The sequence below is a fragment of the Citrobacter sp. HN-141 genome, assembly GCF_033341895.1.
In the GTDB taxonomy this organism is placed as follows: Bacteria; Pseudomonadota; Gammaproteobacteria; order Enterobacterales; family Enterobacteriaceae; genus Citrobacter.
This window is the reverse complement of the sequence record NZ_JAWPBF010000003.1, coordinates 198,334-218,012: the sequence shown is the minus strand read 5'-3', so window position 1 is coordinate 218,012 and position 19,679 is coordinate 198,334. Positions and strand designations below refer to the sequence as shown.

The 19,679-nt window shown below is 52.9% G+C and carries 22 protein-coding genes; 4 read left to right on the top strand and 18 right to left on the bottom strand.

Annotation, left to right across the window (positions count from 1 at the left end; translation table 11 throughout):
- The first annotated feature begins 44 nt into the window (after positions 1-44).
- Positions 45-488 carry a DUF2756 family protein gene (locus RYZ59_RS05650; RefSeq protein WP_202037535.1) on the top strand — a complete coding sequence of 148 codons (444 nt, stop codon included), beginning with the start codon at positions 45-47 and terminating at the stop codon, positions 486-488.
- On the opposite strand, the gene ugpQ is transcribed toward RYZ59_RS05650, so the two are convergent.
- From ugpQ to livK, 12 genes are all read right to left on the bottom strand, one after another.
- Positions 485-1,228: a glycerophosphodiester phosphodiesterase gene (ugpQ, locus tag RYZ59_RS05645; protein ID WP_318045376.1), complete on the bottom strand. Its 744-nt coding sequence runs from the start codon at positions 1,226-1,228 to the stop codon at positions 485-487. The two genes, RYZ59_RS05650 and ugpQ, sit on opposite strands and share 4 nt — an antisense overlap.
- Positions 1,225-2,295, bottom strand: a complete 1,071-nt coding sequence (locus RYZ59_RS05640; protein WP_318045378.1) for a sn-glycerol-3-phosphate import ATP-binding protein UgpC — start codon at positions 2,293-2,295, stop codon at positions 1,225-1,227. Before RYZ59_RS05640 ends, ugpQ begins: the two co-directional genes overlap by 4 nt.
- 1 nt (position 2,296) lies before the next feature.
- Positions 2,297-3,142 (bottom strand): sn-glycerol-3-phosphate ABC transporter permease UgpE, encoded by an 846-nt coding sequence (gene ugpE, locus RYZ59_RS05635; protein WP_137381964.1) that lies wholly within the window; start codon positions 3,140-3,142, stop codon positions 2,297-2,299.
- Positions 3,139-4,026: a sn-glycerol-3-phosphate ABC transporter permease UgpA gene (ugpA, locus tag RYZ59_RS05630; protein WP_271441367.1), complete on the bottom strand. Its 888-nt coding sequence runs from the start codon at positions 4,024-4,026 to the stop codon at positions 3,139-3,141. The genes ugpE and ugpA overlap by 4 nt, the downstream gene beginning before the upstream one ends.
- Positions 4,027-4,127: 101 nt before the next feature.
- The gene (ugpB, locus tag RYZ59_RS05625) at positions 4,128-5,444 is read right to left on the bottom strand and encodes a sn-glycerol-3-phosphate ABC transporter substrate-binding protein UgpB (RefSeq protein ID WP_202037531.1); all 1,317 of its coding nucleotides are present in this window, start codon (positions 5,442-5,444) and stop codon (positions 4,128-4,130) included.
- Positions 5,445-5,681: 237 nt separating this feature from the next.
- Entirely contained in the window at positions 5,682-6,089 is a 408-nt protein-coding gene (locus tag RYZ59_RS05620) for a dTDP-glucose pyrophosphorylase (RefSeq protein WP_202037530.1), read from the bottom strand.
- A gap of 115 nt (positions 6,090-6,204) precedes the next feature.
- A complete protein-coding gene (locus RYZ59_RS05615; RefSeq protein ID WP_202037529.1) occupies positions 6,205-6,486 on the bottom strand; it encodes a hypothetical protein in 282 nt (93 codons plus the stop codon).
- A 101-nt stretch (positions 6,487-6,587) separates the two neighbouring features.
- Positions 6,588-7,301, bottom strand: coding sequence for a high-affinity branched-chain amino acid ABC transporter ATP-binding protein LivF (gene livF, locus RYZ59_RS05610; RefSeq protein WP_271441318.1), 714 nt, complete (start codon positions 7,299-7,301; stop codon positions 6,588-6,590).
- Positions 7,302-7,318: 17 nt separating this feature from the next.
- Positions 7,319-8,086, bottom strand: a complete 768-nt coding sequence (gene livG, locus RYZ59_RS05605) for a high-affinity branched-chain amino acid ABC transporter ATP-binding protein LivG (RefSeq protein WP_048213581.1) — start codon at positions 8,084-8,086, stop codon at positions 7,319-7,321.
- Positions 8,083-9,360 carry a branched chain amino acid ABC transporter permease LivM gene (gene livM, locus RYZ59_RS05600; protein WP_137381969.1) on the bottom strand — a complete coding sequence of 426 codons (1,278 nt, stop codon included), beginning with the start codon at positions 9,358-9,360 and terminating at the stop codon, positions 8,083-8,085. Before livM ends, livG begins: the two co-directional genes overlap by 4 nt.
- Positions 9,357-10,283: a high-affinity branched-chain amino acid ABC transporter permease LivH gene (livH, locus tag RYZ59_RS05595; protein WP_003023435.1), complete on the bottom strand. Its 927-nt coding sequence runs from the start codon at positions 10,281-10,283 to the stop codon at positions 9,357-9,359. The genes livM and livH overlap by 4 nt, the downstream gene beginning before the upstream one ends.
- A 61-nt stretch (positions 10,284-10,344) precedes the next feature.
- A complete protein-coding gene (livK, locus tag RYZ59_RS05590) occupies positions 10,345-11,454 on the bottom strand; it encodes a high-affinity branched-chain amino acid ABC transporter substrate-binding protein LivK (protein WP_202037527.1) in 1,110 nt (369 codons plus the stop codon).
- Between the two features lie 423 nt (positions 11,455-11,877).
- Between livK and panM the strand changes: the two genes are divergently transcribed.
- The gene (gene panM, locus RYZ59_RS05585; RefSeq protein WP_318045657.1) at positions 11,878-12,261 is read left to right on the top strand and encodes an aspartate 1-decarboxylase autocleavage activator PanM; all 384 of its coding nucleotides are present in this window, start codon (positions 11,878-11,880) and stop codon (positions 12,259-12,261) included.
- Between the two features lie 159 nt (positions 12,262-12,420).
- Here panM and livJ read toward each other — a convergent pair whose 3' ends face one another.
- From livJ to ftsY, 5 genes are all read right to left on the bottom strand, one after another.
- On the bottom strand, positions 12,421-13,524 hold the full coding sequence (gene livJ / locus RYZ59_RS05580; protein WP_170974354.1) for a branched chain amino acid ABC transporter substrate-binding protein LivJ: 1,104 nt from the start codon (positions 13,522-13,524) through the stop codon (positions 12,421-12,423).
- Between the two features lie 270 nt (positions 13,525-13,794).
- Positions 13,795-14,649 carry an RNA polymerase sigma factor RpoH gene (rpoH, locus tag RYZ59_RS05575; protein ID WP_003023425.1) on the bottom strand — a complete coding sequence of 285 codons (855 nt, stop codon included), beginning with the start codon at positions 14,647-14,649 and terminating at the stop codon, positions 13,795-13,797.
- A gap of 254 nt (positions 14,650-14,903) precedes the next feature.
- Complete coding sequence (gene ftsX / locus RYZ59_RS05570; protein ID WP_005121584.1) at positions 14,904-15,962, bottom strand: permease-like cell division protein FtsX; 1,059 nt, start codon at positions 15,960-15,962, stop codon at positions 14,904-14,906.
- Positions 15,955-16,623 (bottom strand): cell division ATP-binding protein FtsE, encoded by a 669-nt coding sequence (ftsE, locus tag RYZ59_RS05565; RefSeq protein WP_137381973.1) that lies wholly within the window; start codon positions 16,621-16,623, stop codon positions 15,955-15,957. The genes ftsX and ftsE overlap by 8 nt, the downstream gene beginning before the upstream one ends.
- Positions 16,624-16,625: 2 nt before the next feature.
- The gene (gene ftsY, locus RYZ59_RS05560) at positions 16,626-18,158 is read right to left on the bottom strand and encodes a signal recognition particle-docking protein FtsY (RefSeq protein WP_318045389.1); all 1,533 of its coding nucleotides are present in this window, start codon (positions 18,156-18,158) and stop codon (positions 16,626-16,628) included.
- A gap of 151 nt (positions 18,159-18,309) precedes the next feature.
- Here ftsY and rsmD point away from each other — a divergent pair, with 151 nt between their 5' ends.
- The gene (rsmD, locus tag RYZ59_RS05555) at positions 18,310-18,906 is read left to right on the top strand and encodes a 16S rRNA (guanine(966)-N(2))-methyltransferase (RefSeq protein WP_318045391.1); all 597 of its coding nucleotides are present in this window, start codon (positions 18,310-18,312) and stop codon (positions 18,904-18,906) included.
- Positions 18,896-19,171: a DUF1145 family protein gene (locus tag RYZ59_RS05550; RefSeq protein ID WP_137381976.1), complete on the top strand. Its 276-nt coding sequence runs from the start codon at positions 18,896-18,898 to the stop codon at positions 19,169-19,171. Before rsmD ends, RYZ59_RS05550 begins: the two co-directional genes overlap by 11 nt.
- 100 nt (positions 19,172-19,271) lie before the next feature.
- On the opposite strand, the gene RYZ59_RS05545 is transcribed toward RYZ59_RS05550, so the two are convergent.
- Positions 19,272-19,631: a DUF2500 domain-containing protein gene (locus tag RYZ59_RS05545; protein ID WP_318045394.1), complete on the bottom strand. Its 360-nt coding sequence runs from the start codon at positions 19,629-19,631 to the stop codon at positions 19,272-19,274.
- Positions 19,632-19,679: the final 48 nt, after the last annotated feature.

Sequence of the window (19,679 nt, the reverse complement as noted above, 5' to 3'; positions counted from 1 at the left end):
CGAGAAAGGAGTAAACTTAAGAGATCCCCGAGAGGAGAAAAGCGATGAAACGACTCTTACTTTTAGCCATGCTATTGCCGTTTGCAGGCTTTGCACAGCCAATCAACACCATGAATAACCCGAATCAACCCGGTTATCAGATCCCGAGTCAACAGCGTATGCAAACACAAATGCAAACGCAGCAAATTCAGCAGAAAGGGATGCTCAACCAGCAGTTGCAAACGCAGACACGCATGCAGCAACAGCATATGGAAAACCAAATCAACACCAACTCCCAGCGAGTACGTCAGTCTCAGCCAGGTGAGTTGAATTCCGGTCAGCAGCAAATGCTGCCCAACAGCAATGGCGGGATGTTAAGCGGAACGCATAACCCGGACAACTCGCTGAATAAACAGCAACAGATGCTGCCGGAAAAAAAGAATGGCGACATGCTAAAACCGTCCAGCACGCCGCAACCTAACGTTCCGTTAAAAACGCTTGGACCTTAACAGGGCTGAAAATCCGGCCCGATGACATCAATCGCATCGGTACAGATGCAGTCTACTCCCCAGCGTAGCAGTTCTGCCGCGCGCTGGGGTCGGTTGACGGTATACACCAGAATCCGCAGCCCCGCATCGCGCAACGCATCCACACGCGCCTCATCCAGCAGCTTATGATTAAGATGAATAGAGACACAGCCCAACCGGGTGGTGAGCTCTCGCCAGTCATCACGCCACTCATCAAGCAGCAAACCACGCGGCAGCTCAGGCACCGCCAGTTGCGCCGCTTCAAGTGCATCAATTTCAAACGATGACAGCAGCGGCGGCGTCATTCCCGCCCACAGTTCACGCGCGGCCAGTGCCACGGCTTTGCCGGTCAGCGTCCCGGTTCCGGTGGTCGGTTTGATTTCAATATTCGCCATCATGCCATGCTGGCGGCAGCGCTCTGCCACCTGGGAGAGCCGCGGCAATGGCTCGCCTTTAAACTCACCGCTAAACCAGCCGCCGGCATCAACACGCAGAAGATCCTGCCAGTTCAGTTCACCCGCAACGCCCCAGCCGTTGCTGGTACGTTCCAGATTGTCGTCATGCAGCAGAAAGATCTCACCGTCTTTCGACAATTTGGCATCGAATTCAATCATGGTGTGACCGTATCGCGCCCCCACGTCAATCGCCGCCAGGGTATTTTCCGGTGCCAGCTTACCGCCGCCACGATGGGCGACAATATGGGGATAAGGCCAGTTACTCATACGCGTTGTCCTGTTTCGCCATCAAAGAGATGCAAATGATTGTCTGGCAGATGCAGCCACAGCGTGCTGCCTGCCGTCGGGCGATGCTGATGCGCCAGTCGCACCACCAGCTTTTGCTCACCCCAGCGTCCGTGTGCCAGGTTATCTGCGCCCAGCATTTCCAGCGTATCTAACACCAGCGGCACGCCGCCTTCGGCCTGCGAGCTTAGCGCAATATGCTCCGGGCGGATACCCAGCGTCATATTACGCCCACCAGACTCCCTGGCGCTTCTACCAAGAGGTAACGTCATACCGTCTTCCAGCTCAAAATGGGTGCCACAAGCGCTTACGTACCCATCCAGCAGGTTCATCGCCGGGCTGCCGATAAAGCTCGCCACAAAGCGACTGGCGGGTTTTTCGTAGACTTCCACTGGCGTGCCAATCTGTTCAGCAATGCCCTTGTTCATCACCAGCACACGCTGGGCCAGCGTCATCGCCTCAACCTGATCGTGTGTGACGTACAACGAGGTGGTTTTCAGTCGGCGATGCAGATGTTGTAACTCAAGACGCATCTGCACACGCAGCTTGGCATCGAGGTTAGAAAGCGGTTCATCAAACAGGAATACCGCCGGATCACGAACAATCGCCCGCCCCATCGCCACACGCTGACGCTGGCCGCCAGAAAGCTCGCGCGGACGGCGTTTGAGCAGTTCGCCCAGTTCAAGAATACGCGCCGCCTCTTTCACCCGTTCGGCAATATGCTCCTTGCCCATTCCCCGAATCTTCAATCCCCAGGCCATGTTTTCTTCCACGCTCATATGCGGGTAGAGTGCATAGTTCTGGAACACCATCGCAATGCCACGATCTTTCGGTTCCATTTCGGTGACGCGCTTATTATCAATCCAGATGTCGCCGCCGCTCACCCGCTCCAGGCCGGCGACCATCCGCAGTAGCGTAGACTTTCCGCAACCGGATGGGCCTACCATCACAATGAATTCCCCGTCCGCGACGTCCAGCGTCAGCGGTTTAATCACCTGGGTTTTGCCGTCCCAGCTTTTGGTTACTGCCTGTAGTTTTAAACCAGCCATTTTATTTCTCACTGTCCACTAAACCACGCACAAACGCGCGCTGCATGGCTAACACGATGATTACCGGAGGGATGAGCGTCAGCAGCATGGCTGCCATTACCTGATTCCACTGTGTGGTGCCTTCACCGGTGGCAATCATGCCTTTGATGCCTGCTACGGCGGTGCCCAGGTTAACGTCGGTAATAATTAGCAACGGCCACAGATACTGGTTCCAGCCGTAGATGAAGGTGATGACGAACAGTGCCGCCAGATTGGTTTTCGACAGCGGCAGCACGATATCGCGGAAAAAACGCATCGGCGACGCACCGTCAATTCGCGCCGCTTCAACCAGTTCATCTGGCAGCGTCATAAAGAACTGGCGGAACAGGAATGTCGCGGTAGCCGATGCCATCAGTGGCAACGTCAGACCCGCATAACTGTCGAGCATCTTCAGATTGGCGATCACCTCCACCGTCGGGAAGATACGCACCTCCACCGGCAGCATCAGGGTGATAAAAATCATCCAGAAGAACAGGTTACGCAGAGGAAAGCGAAACCAGACAATGGCGAATGCGGAGAGCATCGAGACGGTGATTTTTCCCACCGTAATACTGAATGCCATGATGAAACTGTTGAGCATCATCAGCCAGAACGGTGCGCTATTCACCCCCACACCATTGACCCAGATGTATTTCATGTTTTCCAGCAGTTGTGTGCCGGGCACCAGCGTCATCGGCGTTTCAAACACCGCTTTGTTATCCAGCGTCGCCGCAACAAACGCGACGTACAGCGGAAACAGGATCACCATGATCCCCAGAATCAACATGGTATGGCTGAATATTGTCAGCCCGCGACGATTCTCTATCATTGGTAACGCACCTTACTTTCCACATAGCGGAACTGCACCACCGTCAAAATAATGACGAGGAACATCAGCACCACCGACTGCGCGGCTGATGCGGAGAGATCCAGTCCGACAAAACCTTCACGATAGATTTTATAAATTAGCGTGGTAGTAGCCTGCACCGGCCCGCCCGCTGTCGCAGCATCGATCACCGGGAAGGTGTCAAAGAAGGCGTAAACCAGATTCACCACCAGTAGAAAAAAGCTAACCGGCGCAATCAGCGGCAGCGCCAGCTTAAAGAAGCGGCGAATCGGCCCTGCGCCATCAATTGCGGCAGCCTCAATCAGCGACCGCGGGATCGACTGCAGTGCGGCAAAGAAGAACAGGAAGTTGTAACTAATCTGCTTCCAGACCGATGCAAACACCACCAGAAACATCGCCTGACCGCTGTTTTGCGCATGGTTCCAGTCATAGCCAAATTCACCGAGAAAATGGGTAATCAACCCACGTCCTGGGTTGAACAGAAAGATCCACAGCACGGCGGCAACCGCGGGCGCAACGGCGTAGGGCAACAGCATCAGCGTTTGATAAAAACGGCTTCCGCGTACCACGTAATTCACCAACGCGGCAAAAAATAGCGACACCAACAGGCCGCTTACCGTAACCAACGAGCTGAACTTGATAGTGGTCCAGAACGAATCAAGGTAGTACGGGTCATGGAACAGTGCGACAAAGTTTTCCAGCCCGACAAACTGACTGGAGAGACCAAAGGGATCAACACTTTGCAGTGAGTACCACAGCGCTTCACCGGCAGGCCAGATAAAGAAAATAACGGTGATAACCAACTGCGGGGCCACCAATGCGTAAGGCAGCCAGCGCGATTTAAACACCGGACGGGATGATGACATGAAGTTTTTATTCCTGAGCAGTGCCGGATGGCGCTGCGCTTATCCGGCCTACGGGTATGAGTAGGCCGGGTAAGGCGTAGCCGCCACCCGGCATTTCACGATTAAGACTTGGTCGATTGCTCAAAGCGGCGCAGTAACTGGTTGCCACGTTCAACGGCGGCATCCAGCGCCTGCTGCGGGGTTTTCTTCCCGGTCCAGACGCTTTCCAGCTCTTCATCCACGATGGTGCGGATCTGTGGCATGTTGCCCAGACGCAGCCCTTTGGTGAACGGCAACGGCGGCTTGTTCAGCATCTGACGAGTGGCGATATCCGCGCCGGGGTTCTTATCATAGAAACCCTGCTCGCGGGTCAGATCGTAGGCGGCGGTGGTGATAGGCAGATAGCCGGTCTTCTGGTGCCATTCGGCAGCAATTTCCGGTTTCGCCAGGAAGTTGAGGAACTCCGCGACGCCCTGGTAGGTTGCTTTGTCTTTACCCTGCATTACCCACAGGCTGGCCCCGCCAATAATGGCGTTCTGCGGTGCACCTTTCACATCGGCATCGTACGGCATCATCCCAACGCCATAGTTGAATTTAGCGTAGTGGCGGATATCCGCCAGAGAGCCGGACGACGCGGTGGTAATCGCACAATCACCGTTGTAGAACTTCTCGGTGGATTCGTCTTTACGCCCGAAGTAGCTGAAATCGCCCTTTTTATTCAGCTCTTCCAGCAGCGCGATATGTTTCACCTGCTCCGGTTTGTTGAACTCCAGTACGGCATCAGTACCGTCAAAACCGTTATTTTTAGTCGCGACCGGTAATCCGTTCCAGGCGCTGAAGTTTTCAATCTGGATCCAGCCCTGCCAGCCGCTGGCATACCCGCACTTCATACCCGCGGCTTTCAGCTTCGCGGTGTATTCCGCCAGATCCTGCCAGGTTTTCGGCGGTTGCTCAGGATCTAAACCGGCTTTTTTGAAGGCATCTTTGTTGTAGTACAGCACTGGAGTGGAACTGTTAAACGGCTGAGAGAGCAAGTGTCCGGTTTTAGAGTCGGTGTAATAACCTGAAACCGTCGGCACGAACTGAGATTCGTCGAAGTTAATCCCGGCCTCTTTAAACACTTCGTAGACCGGTTTAATGGCTTTGGAGGCCATCATCGTGGCGGTACCGACTTCATAAACCTGCAGCAGTGCAGGTGCGTTTCCGGTACGGAAGGCGGCAATACCCGCGCTCAGACTCTGCTCATAGTTGCCTTTGTACTGCGGAACAATTTTGTAGTCCGGATGAGCCTCATTAAAACGTTGCGCCAGTGAATCAACTTCTTTACCCAGTTCGCCTTCCATTGAATGCCAGAACGGGATGGTGGTAACGGCCAGTGCCTGACCTGCAAATGCCAGGCTAAGTGCCAGTCCTAAAGCTGTATGTCGTAACGATATCATCGGTTATCTCTCTTGTTGTGCCGTATGCGCGATATCACGCGTTTTATGCTCGCGGGGGTAACATGACATGCTCGAATGACAGAAAAATAACTTTTTTATTACAAAAAAAAGATAGTAAGGCGACAAACAGATGGCAAGGCGGTGAAAGCGGAGTGACAGGAAAATGCGGGGTGGAGCACAACAAAGCCGGGGAGGTGCCTTACCCGGCCCATAAAAAGATTTGCCGTACAGATGAGATCACTCAGGTTGTGCGAACGTAAACTCCAGCGCCAGGCCCAGGATCTGCATACCATGAATGTTATCTTCCGGAGATATCGCCACCAGGCTTTCCAGAAACTTGAGTCGCCGTGACTGGGCGTTGATGATGAGTTTTCCCCGTAATGCAGGAAGCTTCAGCGAAGAGATGGGATAAACCACGCGCCCGCAGACTTCCACCGGCAGCCTGCGCAAATCGACTTGCTGAAGTACGCCCACAGAGGAATACAGCAGCGCTACAGGCGTTACGGCGAGCAACGGTGAGGGACTAATACTGACAAAATCCAGCAGAAGTTCTGGACGCAGATAGTTCAGCCCATTAAACGAAACCGTGACGCCATCAATTGCGGGCATGGGCTGCACATTAGTTTGACGCGGTGAATCATTCATGCAATTACCATTGATATAAAATATAAATCAAGCTATTGATTATACTGAATATAGCGTACAAATGCTGGGACAGAACTCGCAATCCCTGAAGGTATGAATGATTGCGTTGCCAGTCTTACTCTCTTCGCCAGCGGCGTTCATATTCGTTCTGTAAACGCTGCTGCTCCCGCCGCTCACGGTCACGCTGGATATCCGATTTTTCATCTTCCCAGCCCGGACACACTGAACTGCTGAATACCTCGCAGGGTGAGTTGGATTGTGCTGACGGGTTGACCGGCTTTTCTTGCCAGATTGCAGGATCGCGCGGATCGAAAGTTTGCTCTTTCACTGCCTGCGCACTGAATGAGCAGGCCACTAGCAGACTTCCAATCGCCATACAGGCACCTGAACGTGTCATCCTTTCTCCGTGTTCATGTTTATTATTGATAATCATTATCAATAATAACATAGCGCAATAAAAAAGGGGCCTGCTGAGCCCCTTGTCTATTTAGATAACGGTTAACCGCCCAGATAAGCGCTACGCACCGCTTCGTTCGCCAGCAATGCATCACCGGTATCTTCCAGCACCACGTGACCGTTTTCCAGCACGTACCCACGGTCAGCGAGTTTCAGTGCCTGGTTGGCGTTTTGTTCGACGAGGAAAATCGTCATCCCCTGCTCGCGCAATTGCTCAATGGTGTTAAAGATCTGCTGGATAATGATCGGCGCCAGCCCCAGAGACGGCTCATCGAGCAGCAACAAACGCGGCTGGCTCATCAAAGCCCGGCCAATCGCCAGCATCTGCTGCTCACCACCAGACATGGTTCCCGCACGCTGGATACGACGTTCATGCAGACGTGGAAACAGGTCGTATACCCATTGAATACGCTCCTGAAACTGGTCGCGCTCGGCAAAAAAGCCCCCCATCGCCAGGTTCTCTTCTACCGTCATACGGGAAAATACGCGACGCCCTTCCGGGACAATCGCCACCGCTTCACGCATGATTTTTGCCGTCTGCCAGTCGGTAATATCTTTACCATCAAAGACAATACGCCCACTTGTAGCCCGAGGATCGCCGCACAGCGTTCCGAGCAGCGTGGTTTTCCCCGCACCGTTGGCACCGATAAGCGTCACGATTTCACCCTGATTGATGTACAGGCTGACATCGTGCAGTGCCTGGATCTTGCCGTAGTGGGCGTTGACGTTGTCAAAAGACAACATGACTTTTTCCATCTTATGCCTCACCACCATTATGCTTCACCTAAATAGGCGCGGATCACGTCCGGGTTGTTACGAATCTGCTCCGGTGTCCCGTTCGCCAGCGGCGTCCCCTGGTTCACCACGTAAATACGGTCTGAAATGCCCATCACCAGCTTCATGTCGTGCTCAATCAGCAAAATGGTGGTGTCGTGATGATCGCGCAGTTCAGCAATCAGCTCGTCCAGCTCTTTGGTTTCTTTCGGGTTGAGGCCCGCAGCAGGTTCATCGAGCATCAGAATTTCCGGCTGAGTGACCATACAACGGATAATCTCAAGGCGGCGCTGGTCGCCATAGGCCAGGTTGCTCGCCTGCCGGTTAGCATGCTGCAGCAGGCCGATACGATCAAGCCAGGTGGCGGCGCGGTCCAGCGCTTCATCCTGCGCGCGGCGAAAAGCCGGAGTTTTTAACAGCCCGGAGAAAACCCCAGCTTTCAGTTGCTGATGCTGCGCCACCAGCAGGTTTTCAATCACGGTCATTTCGCGAAACAGACGCACATGCTGGAAGGTACGCACCACGCCCATACGCGCAATTTGCTGGCCCGGCAGCCCTTCAAGGTGCTGGTCGCGCAGCTTAATCGTCCCGCCGGTCGGCTTATAGAACCCGGTCAGGCAGTTGAAGACCGTGGTTTTCCCCGCGCCGTTCGGGCCAATCAGAGAGACAATCTCTTTTTTATGCAAATCCAAAGACACATTGTTGACCGCCAGCAGGCCGCCAAAACGCATCATCAGGCCGCTAACCGATAATAATGGCTGACTCATGCCTGCTCTCCTTTTGCTTCCCCGTTTTTCAGCTTCAACTGTGGACGGGTCATCGGCAGCAAACCCTGCGGACGCCAGATCATCATCAGTACCATCAAACCACCCAGCATTAACATGCTGTATTCATTGAAATCACGCATCAGTTCACGTGAGACCACCAGCAGGATGGCCGCCAGGATCACCGCAAACTGCGATCCCATCCCCCCCAGCACGACAATCGCCAGCACAAAGGCCGACTCGGCAAAGGTGAACGATTCCGGGCTGACAAAACCCTGGCGCGCGGCAAACAGCGTTCCGGCAAAACCGGCAAACGCAGCGCTGATAGTAAAGGCGGTCAGCTTGATGCGCGTAGGGTTTAAGCCCAGTGAACGGCACGCGATTTCATCTTCACGCAGCGCTTCCCATGCACGGCCCAGTGGCATACGCAACAGGCGGTTGATGACAAACAGCGAGAAGACCACCAGCAGCAGCGCCACCAGGTAGAGGAAAATCACACGGTCAGAGGGATCGTATTTCACGCCAAAGAAGTTGCTGAAGGTATCCCAGCCGCCTTCACGGGCGCTACGGCTGAATTCCAGACCGAAAAAGGTGGGTTTAGGGATCTGGCTGATACCGTTCGGGCCACCGGTGACTTCGGTATTATTGAGCAACAGGATACGCACGATTTCGCCAAAGCCTAAGGTCACTATCGCCAGGTAGTCGCCGCGCAGACGCAGAACCGGGAAGCCAAGCAGGAATCCTGCCGCCGCCGATACCAGTCCCGCCAACGGCAAACAGGTCCAGAAACCAAGACCGTAATAGTGATTCAGCAGCGCAAAGGTATACGCACCAATGGCATAGAATCCGCCGTAACCCAGCACCAGCAAGCCGGAAAGGCCGACCACCACGTTTAAGCCGAGGCCGAGGATGATATAAATCATCGTCAGCGTAGCGATATCCACCGTGCCGCGCGACACCATAAATGGCCATGCGACAGCAATGACCAGCAGCGCCACCAGGAACAGCTTCTGTTTGACGGTTGAGCCATCAATCGCCGGCAGAATGAACTTCGGTCCGGAGACGCTCTTCAGGCTCTTCTGGAAAACGGGACGCAGCAATTGGAAAAGAAAGACCACGCCGGTACCGATAAACACCCACTGCCAGCGGATATCCGCAGCGGTATCCACCACCAGCTTCGTGCCATCCAGTTCAAGTTGAACGCCCATGAAGACGCCCGCCAGGATGAAAAACATGACCGCTGAAAGCAGCGCCATTGCAAAATGCATCGGTTTCATACTTTCTCTACCTCCGGGCGACCCAGAATACCGGTCGGCATTACCAGCAGCACCAGAATCAGCAGTGCGAATGACACCACATCTTTGTATTCCGTACTCAGATAAGCAGAGGAGAGCGCTTCCGCCACGCCCAGAATCAGGCCGCCGATCATCGCCCCAGGGATGCTACCGATACCGCCAAGAACCGCCGCGGTAAAGGCTTTCATCCCGGCCATAAAGCCAATATAGGGGTTAATGACACCGTAGAACTGTCCAAGCAACACACCTGCTACCGCCGCCATTGCTGCGCCAATCACAAAAGTCAGCGCGATCACGCGGTCAGTGTTAATGCCGAGCAGGCTGGCCATTTTCAGGTCTTCCGCGCAGGCACGACAGGCGCGTCCCATACGCGAATAGCGGATAAACAGCGTCAGCGCCAGCATCGCAAGGAAGGTCACAATCCAAATAACCAGCTGCATGGTGGTGATGGACGCAGAGAAGTTTTCACTGCTGCCGACAGTCCACTGACCGTTAAACAGGCTGGGCAGCGCCACATCGCGCGAACCTTCAGTCAGGCTGACGTAGTTTTGCAGGAAGATAGACATCCCGATGGCGGAAATCAGCGCAATCAGGCGCTTGGAGCTGCGTACGGGCCGATACGCCACGCGTTCAATGCTCCAGCCGTAGGCGCTGGCAATCACGATGGCACCGACGAAGCCCGCGGCAACCAGCAGCCAACTGGAATCAATGCCCATCATCATTAGCGCAGCGATGATCATAAAGGAGACATAACTGCCGATCATATACACCTCGCCGTGGGCGAAGTTGATCATGCCGATAATACCGTACACCATCGTGTAGCCAATGGCGATCAGCGCGTAGGTGCTTCCCAGCGTGACGCCGTTAAACATCTGCTGCAAGAAATAGAGGAACTGCTCGGACATAAGGTAACCTTTTTAAACCCGCCCGTTTTGCACGGGCGGTGGGATAACGCGTCTTCAGGTATTACTTCGCGACAGTCGATGAACCATCCGCGTGCCACTGGAAGACACCAAACTCAAATCCCTTCAAATCGCCTTTTTCGTCCCATTTCAGCGGCCCAATCACGGTATCAGCCCCGTGTGCTTTCAGATCTTTCACCAGGTCTAACGGCTCTTTGCTACCGCTACGATCCATCGCTGTCGCCAGTGACTGAACGGCTGCGTAGGTGATCCATACGTAAGGTCCGGTTGGATCTTTCTTGTCAGCGTTGAGCGCATCGACGATAGCTTTATTCGCCGGGTCCTGGTCATAGCGTTTTGGCATAGTAACCAACATGCCTTCCGCGGCATCACCGGCAATGTTAGACAGTGAGGCATTGCCTACACCTTCTGGTCCCATAAACTGCGTCTTCAGGCCAACTGAACGCGCCTGACGCAGCATTTGCCCCATTTCCGGGTAGTAGCCACCGTAATAAACGAAGTCGATATTTTCTTTTTTCAGGCGGGCGATCAGCGCAGAAAAATCTTTCTCCCCAGCGGTGATCCCATCAAAGAAGACGATGTTGGCTTTTCCTGCTTTCAGGCTGTCCTGCACCGAACGCGCCAGGCCTTCACCGTACTGCTGTTTGTCATGAATGATGGCGATACGCTGTGGCTTCACCTTCTCCAGGATGTATTTCGCAGCAGTCGGCCCCTGAGAGGAGTCCAGACCCGCGGTGCGCATGATGTGCGCGTAACCACGCTGCGTCAGTTCCGGGTTAGTCGCTCCCGGAGAAATCATCAGAATGCCTTCATCTTCGTAAATATCTGATGCCGGTTGAGTCGATGAAGAACACAGGTGACCAATTACGTACTGAATGCCGTCATTGACGATTTTGTTCGCGACGGCAACGGCCTGTTTCGGATCGCAGGCATCGTCATATTCCACGGCAACCAGTTTGTCGCCTTTGATCCCGCCTTTGGCATTGATATCTTTAATGGCCTGACGTGCGCCATTAAATTCCATATCACCCCACTGCGCGACCGGACCTGACATCGCGCCGACAACAGCGACCTTGATATCTTCCGCCATGACCGCGTGTGACATTGCCAGTGCTATCACCCCTGCGATGATTGTTTTCGCATTCCGTTTCATTACCTGAATCCCCATTCGTGACGTAATTAATATTTTGTATTTATGTGGTTAAAAAGCAGTCTGTGCTTTTTTTGAACTGCACTATTTTTACCAGTCTCATTAATGGTTTAGCGCAGTTTTTTAAGCAAAATCAGGCTAAAATCTCTATTTTTCAGTCGATTAAGAAAAGATAATATTCTGCTTTTCACTATAGATAAACAAAAAAAAGTACGTTTGTCAGCATAAAATAACGGTACAAAGAGCCGAATAAAATGCTGCATTCCAGGGTATTATTCTGCCTGTTTTTCAATCTCTACGGTTTCAAACTGTCATTGCCGTTGTTACAAAATTATTAATCTGGTTATTCACATAAAAAAGAGAAAGCATCCAGGCGAATTATTTCGGTACACTCATTCCATCTTTTGTGATTTGGACATGCTGTTAATGAAGCTGACCATCGTTCGTTTAGAAAACTTCAGTGCTCAGGATCTCCTCGATCTTGGCAAAATCTGGCCGGAATATTCCGCCTCATCATTAAGCGTAGATGAAACGCACCGGATCTATGCCGCACGCTTTAACGAGCGCCTGCTTGGCGCAGTTCGCGTAACCCTGAGCGGCACACAAGGCGCGCTGGATTCATTGCGCGTACGCGATATCACCCGTCGTCGTGGCGTTGGGCAGTATTTGGTTGAAGAAACTCTCCGCGAAAACCCGGACGTGAGCTCATGGTGGATGGCGGATGTTGGCGTTGAAGACCGCAGCGTGATGGCAGCGTTTATGCAGGCGTTAGGCTTTACAGCACAGGCGGATGGCTGGGAGAAACGGTAAAAAAACCGTCCCCAACCAATTGTATTACTCGCATTTTCCCAAGAATTTCGCGTTGCAGGCGGGCGGCAAGTTATAAAATCCCCGGGAGCTTACATAAGTAAGTGACCGGGGTTGAATAACGTAGCCAACGCACCTGCAGCGCGAAAGGCGCCGGGAAAATTATTTAGCGTCGGTCGCCGTACCATTAGCATGCCAGTCAAACACGCCAAATTCGAAGCCTTTCAGATCGCCTTTCGCATCCCATGACAGCGGCCCCATCACGGTTTCCACTGAGTTGGCTTTCAGGTATTTGGCAATTTCAGCCGGATCGTCAGACTGGTTCAGACCGGCCTGCAAGGATTGCAGCGCGGCGTAGGTGGTCCATACGAATGCACCGCTTGGGTCCTGTTTCTTGGCTTTGATCGCGTCCACAATCGGTTTGTTCGCCGGAACCTGATCGTAGTTCTTCGGTTTCGTTACCAGTAAGCCTTCTGCAGACTCACCCGCGATGTTAGACAGCGACACGTTTGCGACCCCTTCAGGTCCCATAAACTGGGTTTTCAGACCCGCAGCGCGTGCCTGGCGCAGGATCTGCCCCATTTCCGGGTGGTAACCGCCGTAGTAAACGAAATCGATATTCTCTTTCTTCAGACGCGCCACCAGCGTAGAGAAATCTTTCTCGCCAGCGGTGATCCCGTCGAAGAACACCACGTCAGCGTTGGCTTTCTTGAGGTTGTCCTGTACGGAACGCGCCAGGCCTTCACCGTACTGTTGTTTGTCGTGAACGATCGCAATGCGCTTCGGCTTCACTTTTTCAACGATATATTTGGCAGCAGTCGGGCCCTGATCGGAATCCAGACCGGTGGTACGCATCACCAGTTTATAGCCGCGCGCGGTGAGTTCCGGTGCCGTTGCCGCAGGGGTGATCATCAGAATACCTTCGTCTTCATAGATATCTGACGCAGGTTGAGTGGACGATGAGCACAGGTGGCCGATAACGTATTTAATCCCGTCGTTGACCACTTTGTTAGCAACCGCTACCGCTTGTTTCGGGTCACAGGCATCGTCATATTTCACCATGACCAGTTTGTCGCCCTTCACGCCGCCCTTGGCGTTGATATCCGCAATGGCCTGTTCTGCGCCGGTAAATTCCTGATCGCCATACTGCGCCACCGGGCCGGACATCGCGCCGACGACGGCAACTTTAATATCCTTAGCAAAGGCCATATTGCTCAAAGACAGGGCGATACATCCTGCCAATAACGCTTTACCCTTCATATTCATCCTGACAATCCCCATTATTGTGGTTATTACGTGTGTTGTGATGTTGTTGTTCAGCACTTTATATCGATTATTGGATAGCTACCCGTGCTTTAGCAGCATACTCTGCTAAAACATACCCGATTTTTATTATTTTGGAATAGCTAAATTTGACATGCAGATAACAACTTGATGACAAAAAGCATAAACGTCAGGAGAGAGGGGGAGAGATAAAAACAAAAAACCCCGGATTTTCATCCAGGGTTTATCAGCATTTCCAGGTCGGCTGGAAGATTACGCTTCGATTGCGGCGCGCAGTTTTTTCATGGCGTTCTTTTCAAGCTGACGAACACGTTCAGCGGAAACGCCGTAGCGATCGGCCAGTTCCTGCAACGTAGACTTGTTGTCTTCGTCCAGCCAGCGGGCGCGGATAATATCCTGGCTACGCTCGTCCAGACCTTCCATTGCGTGAGTCAGCTTGTTCGCGGCCTGATCTTCCCAGTTATCCTCTTCAATGCCATCAGCAAAGTTGGAGGATTTATCCTGCAGATACAGAACCGGAGCCATCGGCTGGCTGTCGGACTCGTCGTCCGAAGACATGTCAAACGTCATGTCCTGCGCCGCCATACGGGATTCCATTTCGCGCACATCTTTGCTGGAAACACCCAGCTCGCGAGCAACCATTTCCACTTCATCCTGATTAAACCAGCCCAGACGCTGCTTGGTTTTACGCAGGTTAAAGAACAGCTTACGCTGTGCTTTGGTGGTCGCGACTTTCACGATACGCCAGTTACGCAGAACGTATTCGTGGATCTCAGCTTTGATCCAGTGCACGGCGAAGGAAACCAGGCGCACACCCACTTCCGGGTTGAATCGACGCACGGCTTTCATCAGGCCGATATTACCTTCCTGAATCAGATCCGCCTGCGGCAGGCCATAGCCCGCGTAGTTACGAGCAACATGAACAACAAAGCGCAGGTGAGACAGGATCAGCGTTTTAGCTGCTTCCAGATCGCCCTGGTAATGCAGCTTTTCAGCCAGCGCCCGCTCCTCGTCAGCCGACAACATCGGCCACGCGTTCGCAGCCCGGATGTAAGACTCCAGGTTACCAACAGGGGCTAAAGCTAAATTTTGCATTTCTTTGGTCATTCAAATCCTCTCAATCTTTGTCATCTGGCGTTGGTAAAAACCAATAGCAACAACCATGCCAGAGCTTATGAGCAACGAGAATATCATTCAATCTTTTATCAGACAGTGATTTTATCCACAAGTTCCATGTCGTAATGTGTATAGATTACGCACAAAATGTGACATCACAATGAATACGCCGGGAAGAGACAACAGGGACTCTTTCCCTGCAGAGCGAACTACTCAGTGCAGGGAAAGATTATACCAGAGATTTTTTAATCGGGGGTAAAGTGGCGTAAATGTTGAACCGTGGCAAGCCAGGCTGCCACCCAGCCAATCATTGAGCACACCAGCAGCAATAACAGGCACTCATCGAATGATAACCCATTGATATCAAACTTAGTTCCAAATACCTGAGCCACCTCAGTCACCGCTGACGACAGACGCATCACCAAAATTTCTGACAAAATCAGTGAAAGAAATGCACCAGAAAAACCGAGCAGTGCCCCGCCGTAGAGGAACGGACGCAGGATAAATCCATCCGTCGCGCCAATCAGTTTTTGCACGTTAATGGTATCGCGACGCGCAAAAATGCTCAGACGCACACTGTTACCGATGACCAGGAAGACCGCCGCAACCATCAGCACGCCAATCATCGCGGACACACGACCGACCAGGCCCGTTAACGCAGCCAGTCGCGCAAACCAGCTGTCATCCATGCGTACTTCATCGATACCGTTGATTTGCGCAATGCGATCACGCAGCGTGTTCAGTGATTCCGTGCCCTGGAAATCCAGTTTCGGAATAACAACCGCCACAGCCGGCAGCGGGTTTTCTTCCAGCATATCCAGCGCGCCGCCAAAGCCGGACCAGTTACGGAATTCGCCCAGCGCATCGTCACGGGAGAGGTAATTCACTTTCTCCACGCCCTGCTCGGCCTGTAACTGCCCCACCACGCGTGCCGCCGCATCATCATCCAGCGTTTTTTGCAGATATACGGTGATCTGCGGGGACGGGTAATACTGGCTTGCCGCCTGGTTCACGTTCTTGTAGACCATGTAACAAACACTTGGCAACGTCAGTGAGATCGCGATAACCATCACCGTCAGGAACGTCGCCAGCGGCTTGCTTTTCAGATCCTGCAACGCCCCCTGGAACGCATAGCGCACTTGCTCGTTAAAGACGTTGGTTTTACGCGAGTTCGGTTTTGGCGACGCTTTCGCACGTTTTGGCGCGTTGCGACCACCCTCTCCTGGCGCACCGCCCGATTTACGAAAGCGATCCAGTCGGCCACCGAACTGTTTGATTTGATTGATAGCGTCGCGTCTATTCATTCACCAGGCCTCCGTGCAAGTGTCCGTCACTCAGGACAAGCTGGCGATAAGAACGACGGGAGATCAGCCCAATATCGTGCGTCGCCATTAATACCGTTACCCCGACGCGATTAAACTCTTCGAACAGACGCAGGATCCCTTCTGACAGCGCATCGTCAAGGTTCCCCGTCGGTTCATCCGCCAGCAGTACCGCAGGCTTGTTCACTACCGCGCGGGCGATGCCCACACGCTGCTGTTCACCGCCGGAGAGTTGAATCGGGAAGTTTTTCGCTTTGTCCAACAGCCCAACTTTATCCAGCGCCGCTGACACGCGACGACGAATATCGTCCCCGCTGGCACCCGCAATGATCAGTGGGATTGCCACGTTGTCGAAGACGGTTCTGTCCATCAACAGGTGGTGATCCTGAAAAATCATGCCGATCTGACGACGCAGAAACGGCACTTCACGGTTTTTCAAACGGCTGATGTCGTGCCCGCTGAAGTAGATCTTCCCGGCACTGGGCCGTTCAATTCCACAGATCAGCTTCAGCAGGGTACTTTTACCCGCGCCGGAGTGGCCGGTCAGAAACGCCATCTCGCCAGGCTGCATATGGAATGTGACTCCCTGCAGCGCTTGTCTCCCACCGAGATAGGCCTTGCTGACATGTTCAAAGCGAATCATTGTTAATCCTCTCGGGCAAAAAGTGCCTCTATAAAATCGCCCGCTTTAAACGGACGTAAATCCTCGATACGTTCGCCCACACCGATATAGCGGATAGGGATGCCAAACTGATCGGCAACCGAGAAGATAACCCCGCCCTTCGCCGTTCCGTCCAGCTTGGTCAGGGTGATACCGGTTAAACCCACCGCTTCATGGAACAGTTTGGCCTGGCTTATCGCATTCTGCCCGGTACTGGCATCGATAGTCAGCATAACTTCATGCGGCGCATCAACGTCCAGCTTCTTCATCACGCGAACGATTTTTTTCAATTCTTCCATCAGGTGCGATTTGTTCTGCAAACGCCCTGCGGTATCAGCGATCAGCACATCTACGTTTCGCGCCTTCGCCGCCTGAATGGCATCAAAGATAACGGACGCGGAATCCGCGCCGGTATGCTGAGCAATCACCGGGATGTTGTTACGCTGACCCCAGACCTGCAGCTGTTCTACCGCTGCCGCACGGAAAGTATCACCTGCTGCCAACATTACCGATTTACCCTGCTGCTCAAACTGACGCGCCAGCTTACCAATAGTGGTGGTTTTGCCCACACCGTTGACGCCAACCATTAAGATAACAAATGGTGTTTTGCCATCAACATTCAGCGGTTCGTCAACCTTCGCCAGAATCTCACCCATCTCTTCTTTCAGCAGACCGTACAGCGCTTCCGCATCTTTAAGCTGCTTGCGGCTGGCGCCTTCCGTCAGATTCGCAATGATTTTGCGGGTGGTTTCTACGCCCACATCGGCGATCAGCAGTTGCTCTTCCAGCTCTTCAAACAGATCATCGTCGATCTTTTTACCACGGAACAGACTGATAAATCCGGAACCGAGGTTTTCTTTGGTTTTCAGAAGGCTACGCTTCAGGCGCGCAAAGAAACCTTCTTTCGTCGGTTTTTCCTGCTCCTGCACAGCGTCTTCTACCACCGCCTCTTCTGCTGCTGGCGTGTCTTCAACAGGCTCAACAATCGCGGCATCTTCAGCAATTTCTTCCACCGCTTCAGCTGCCAACGCCTGTGCTTCCAGCTCTTCATCAGTTAGCTGTGGCTCGTTTTCAGCTTCTTCTTCAACGGCTTCAACAATTTCAACGGTTTCCGCTTCAGCCTGCCACTCTTCTGGTGAAACGTCTTCGGCTTTAACCTCTTCCGGCAGCGGTAATTCTTCGTGTTCGGTCACTGCCGCAGGTGCCGGTGTTTCCACTATTAATTCAACCACCGGTTCAACGTGCGGTTGCTGTTGTTGAGCAACAGGTTCTTCTTCCGGCTGCAGTTTTTCAATTTCCGCAACCTGTTCAGTGACGTCAACAACTTCAGCGGCAAAGGCTTCTGTTTCCGCCTCACTATGCGTTTCCTGCGCGCGTGACGGCTCATCAACGACGGTAGCTTCTTCAGTAACCGGTTGTTGCTCTTCGTTTTTTAGTTCTGTCTCGTTTTCCGGTGCCTGCTCTTTTTGACCAAAGCCCAGCCAGGAAAAAAAGCCACGTTTTTTCTCTTTCGCCATTTGCGACTACACTCCCCCGCTGTTGCTTCATGGCACAGCGTCAACGCTATGTACATAGCAGCTAAAAAAATGATGAAATAGTCTATCACTTAACTTAACTCACATCACCGCCTGGAATGACATGCTATAGGCGGATTGAGCAATAATAGAAATGAAAAAACCGAATCACTCAGGCAGCGGTCAGATCCGCATTATTGGCGGGCAATGGCGAGGCCGTAAACTCCCGGTTCCGGACAGTCCGGGTCTACGCCCAACGACCGACCGTGTGCGCGAAACGCTGTTTAACTGGCTGGCCCCGGTGATGGTCGATGCCCGTTGCCTTGATTGCTTTGCCGGCAGCGGCGCGTTGGCTCTGGAAGCACTCTCCCGCTATGCGGCAGATGCCACGCTTCTGGAGATGGATCGCACGGTTTCGCAGCAGTTACAAAAAAATCTCGCCACGCTGAAGGCAACACATGCCCGCGTCATCAACGCCAACACCCTGACGTTTTTAGCCCAAACGGGTACACCGCATAACGTGGTGTTTGTTGACCCGCCGTTTCGCAAAGGATTACTGGAAGAAACATTAACACTTCTGGAAACTCACGGCTGGCTGGCAAACGAAGCGTATATTTACGTTGAAAGCGAAGTCGAAAACGGCCTGCCTGCGGTTCCGGTTAACTGGTCGTTGTATCGCGAAAAAGTAGCTGGGCAGGTTGCTTATCGCCTGTATCAACGTGAAGCACAAGGAGAGCAACATGCTGATTAATCTGGGACGTCTGTTAATGCTGTGTGTCTGGGCATTCCTGCTCCTGAATATTTTTCAACCGTTCCCACGTCCGCTCAATATCTTCGTGAATGTGGCGCTGGTGTTTATGGTGCTGATGCACGGCATGCAGTTGGCGCTGCTGAAATCCACCATGCCGAAAGATGGCCCACAAATGACCCGCGGCGAGAAAATCCGTATTTTTCTGTTTGGCGTATTTGAACTGCTGGTCTGGCAGAAGAAGATTAAAGATCAGTTGAAGAAGTAACTGCGATCTTTTCGCCCGACGGCGCGTCGCGGGCCGGGACGACTAAACCTGTAGGCCGGATAAAGCGTAAGCCGCCATCCGGCATCAGCCAAATGAAACCTTAATGTTCAGCCGTAAAATCAACAAAACGCGAACCCTTGTAGCTCAGCGTGCCTTTGTCGCCAACCGTTAGCGCATGATACTGCTGGGCATCAAGACGAAAGGTCTGCTCCAGGCCGCCGCTTTGCGGTTTGAAGCTGGCTTCATAGCGCATGCTGGTGCCCGCTGGCGTCACTTCCTGTTGACGTGAACGCCGGTCATTTAGCGGCTTCTCTCGCTTATTACTCACCACCACCCTCTTTTGCACTAACGGTGCAGCATCATTTTCCGCTTTTTCCCGCCGCTGCTGGACAAAGCGAAACGACGCGGCAATAACGATTAAGACAATGATCACAATAAAAAAAAGGGGTGGCTTACTCATATTATTAACCCATCAGAAAATGCGGAAATAAGCATACCTTGCCTGTTA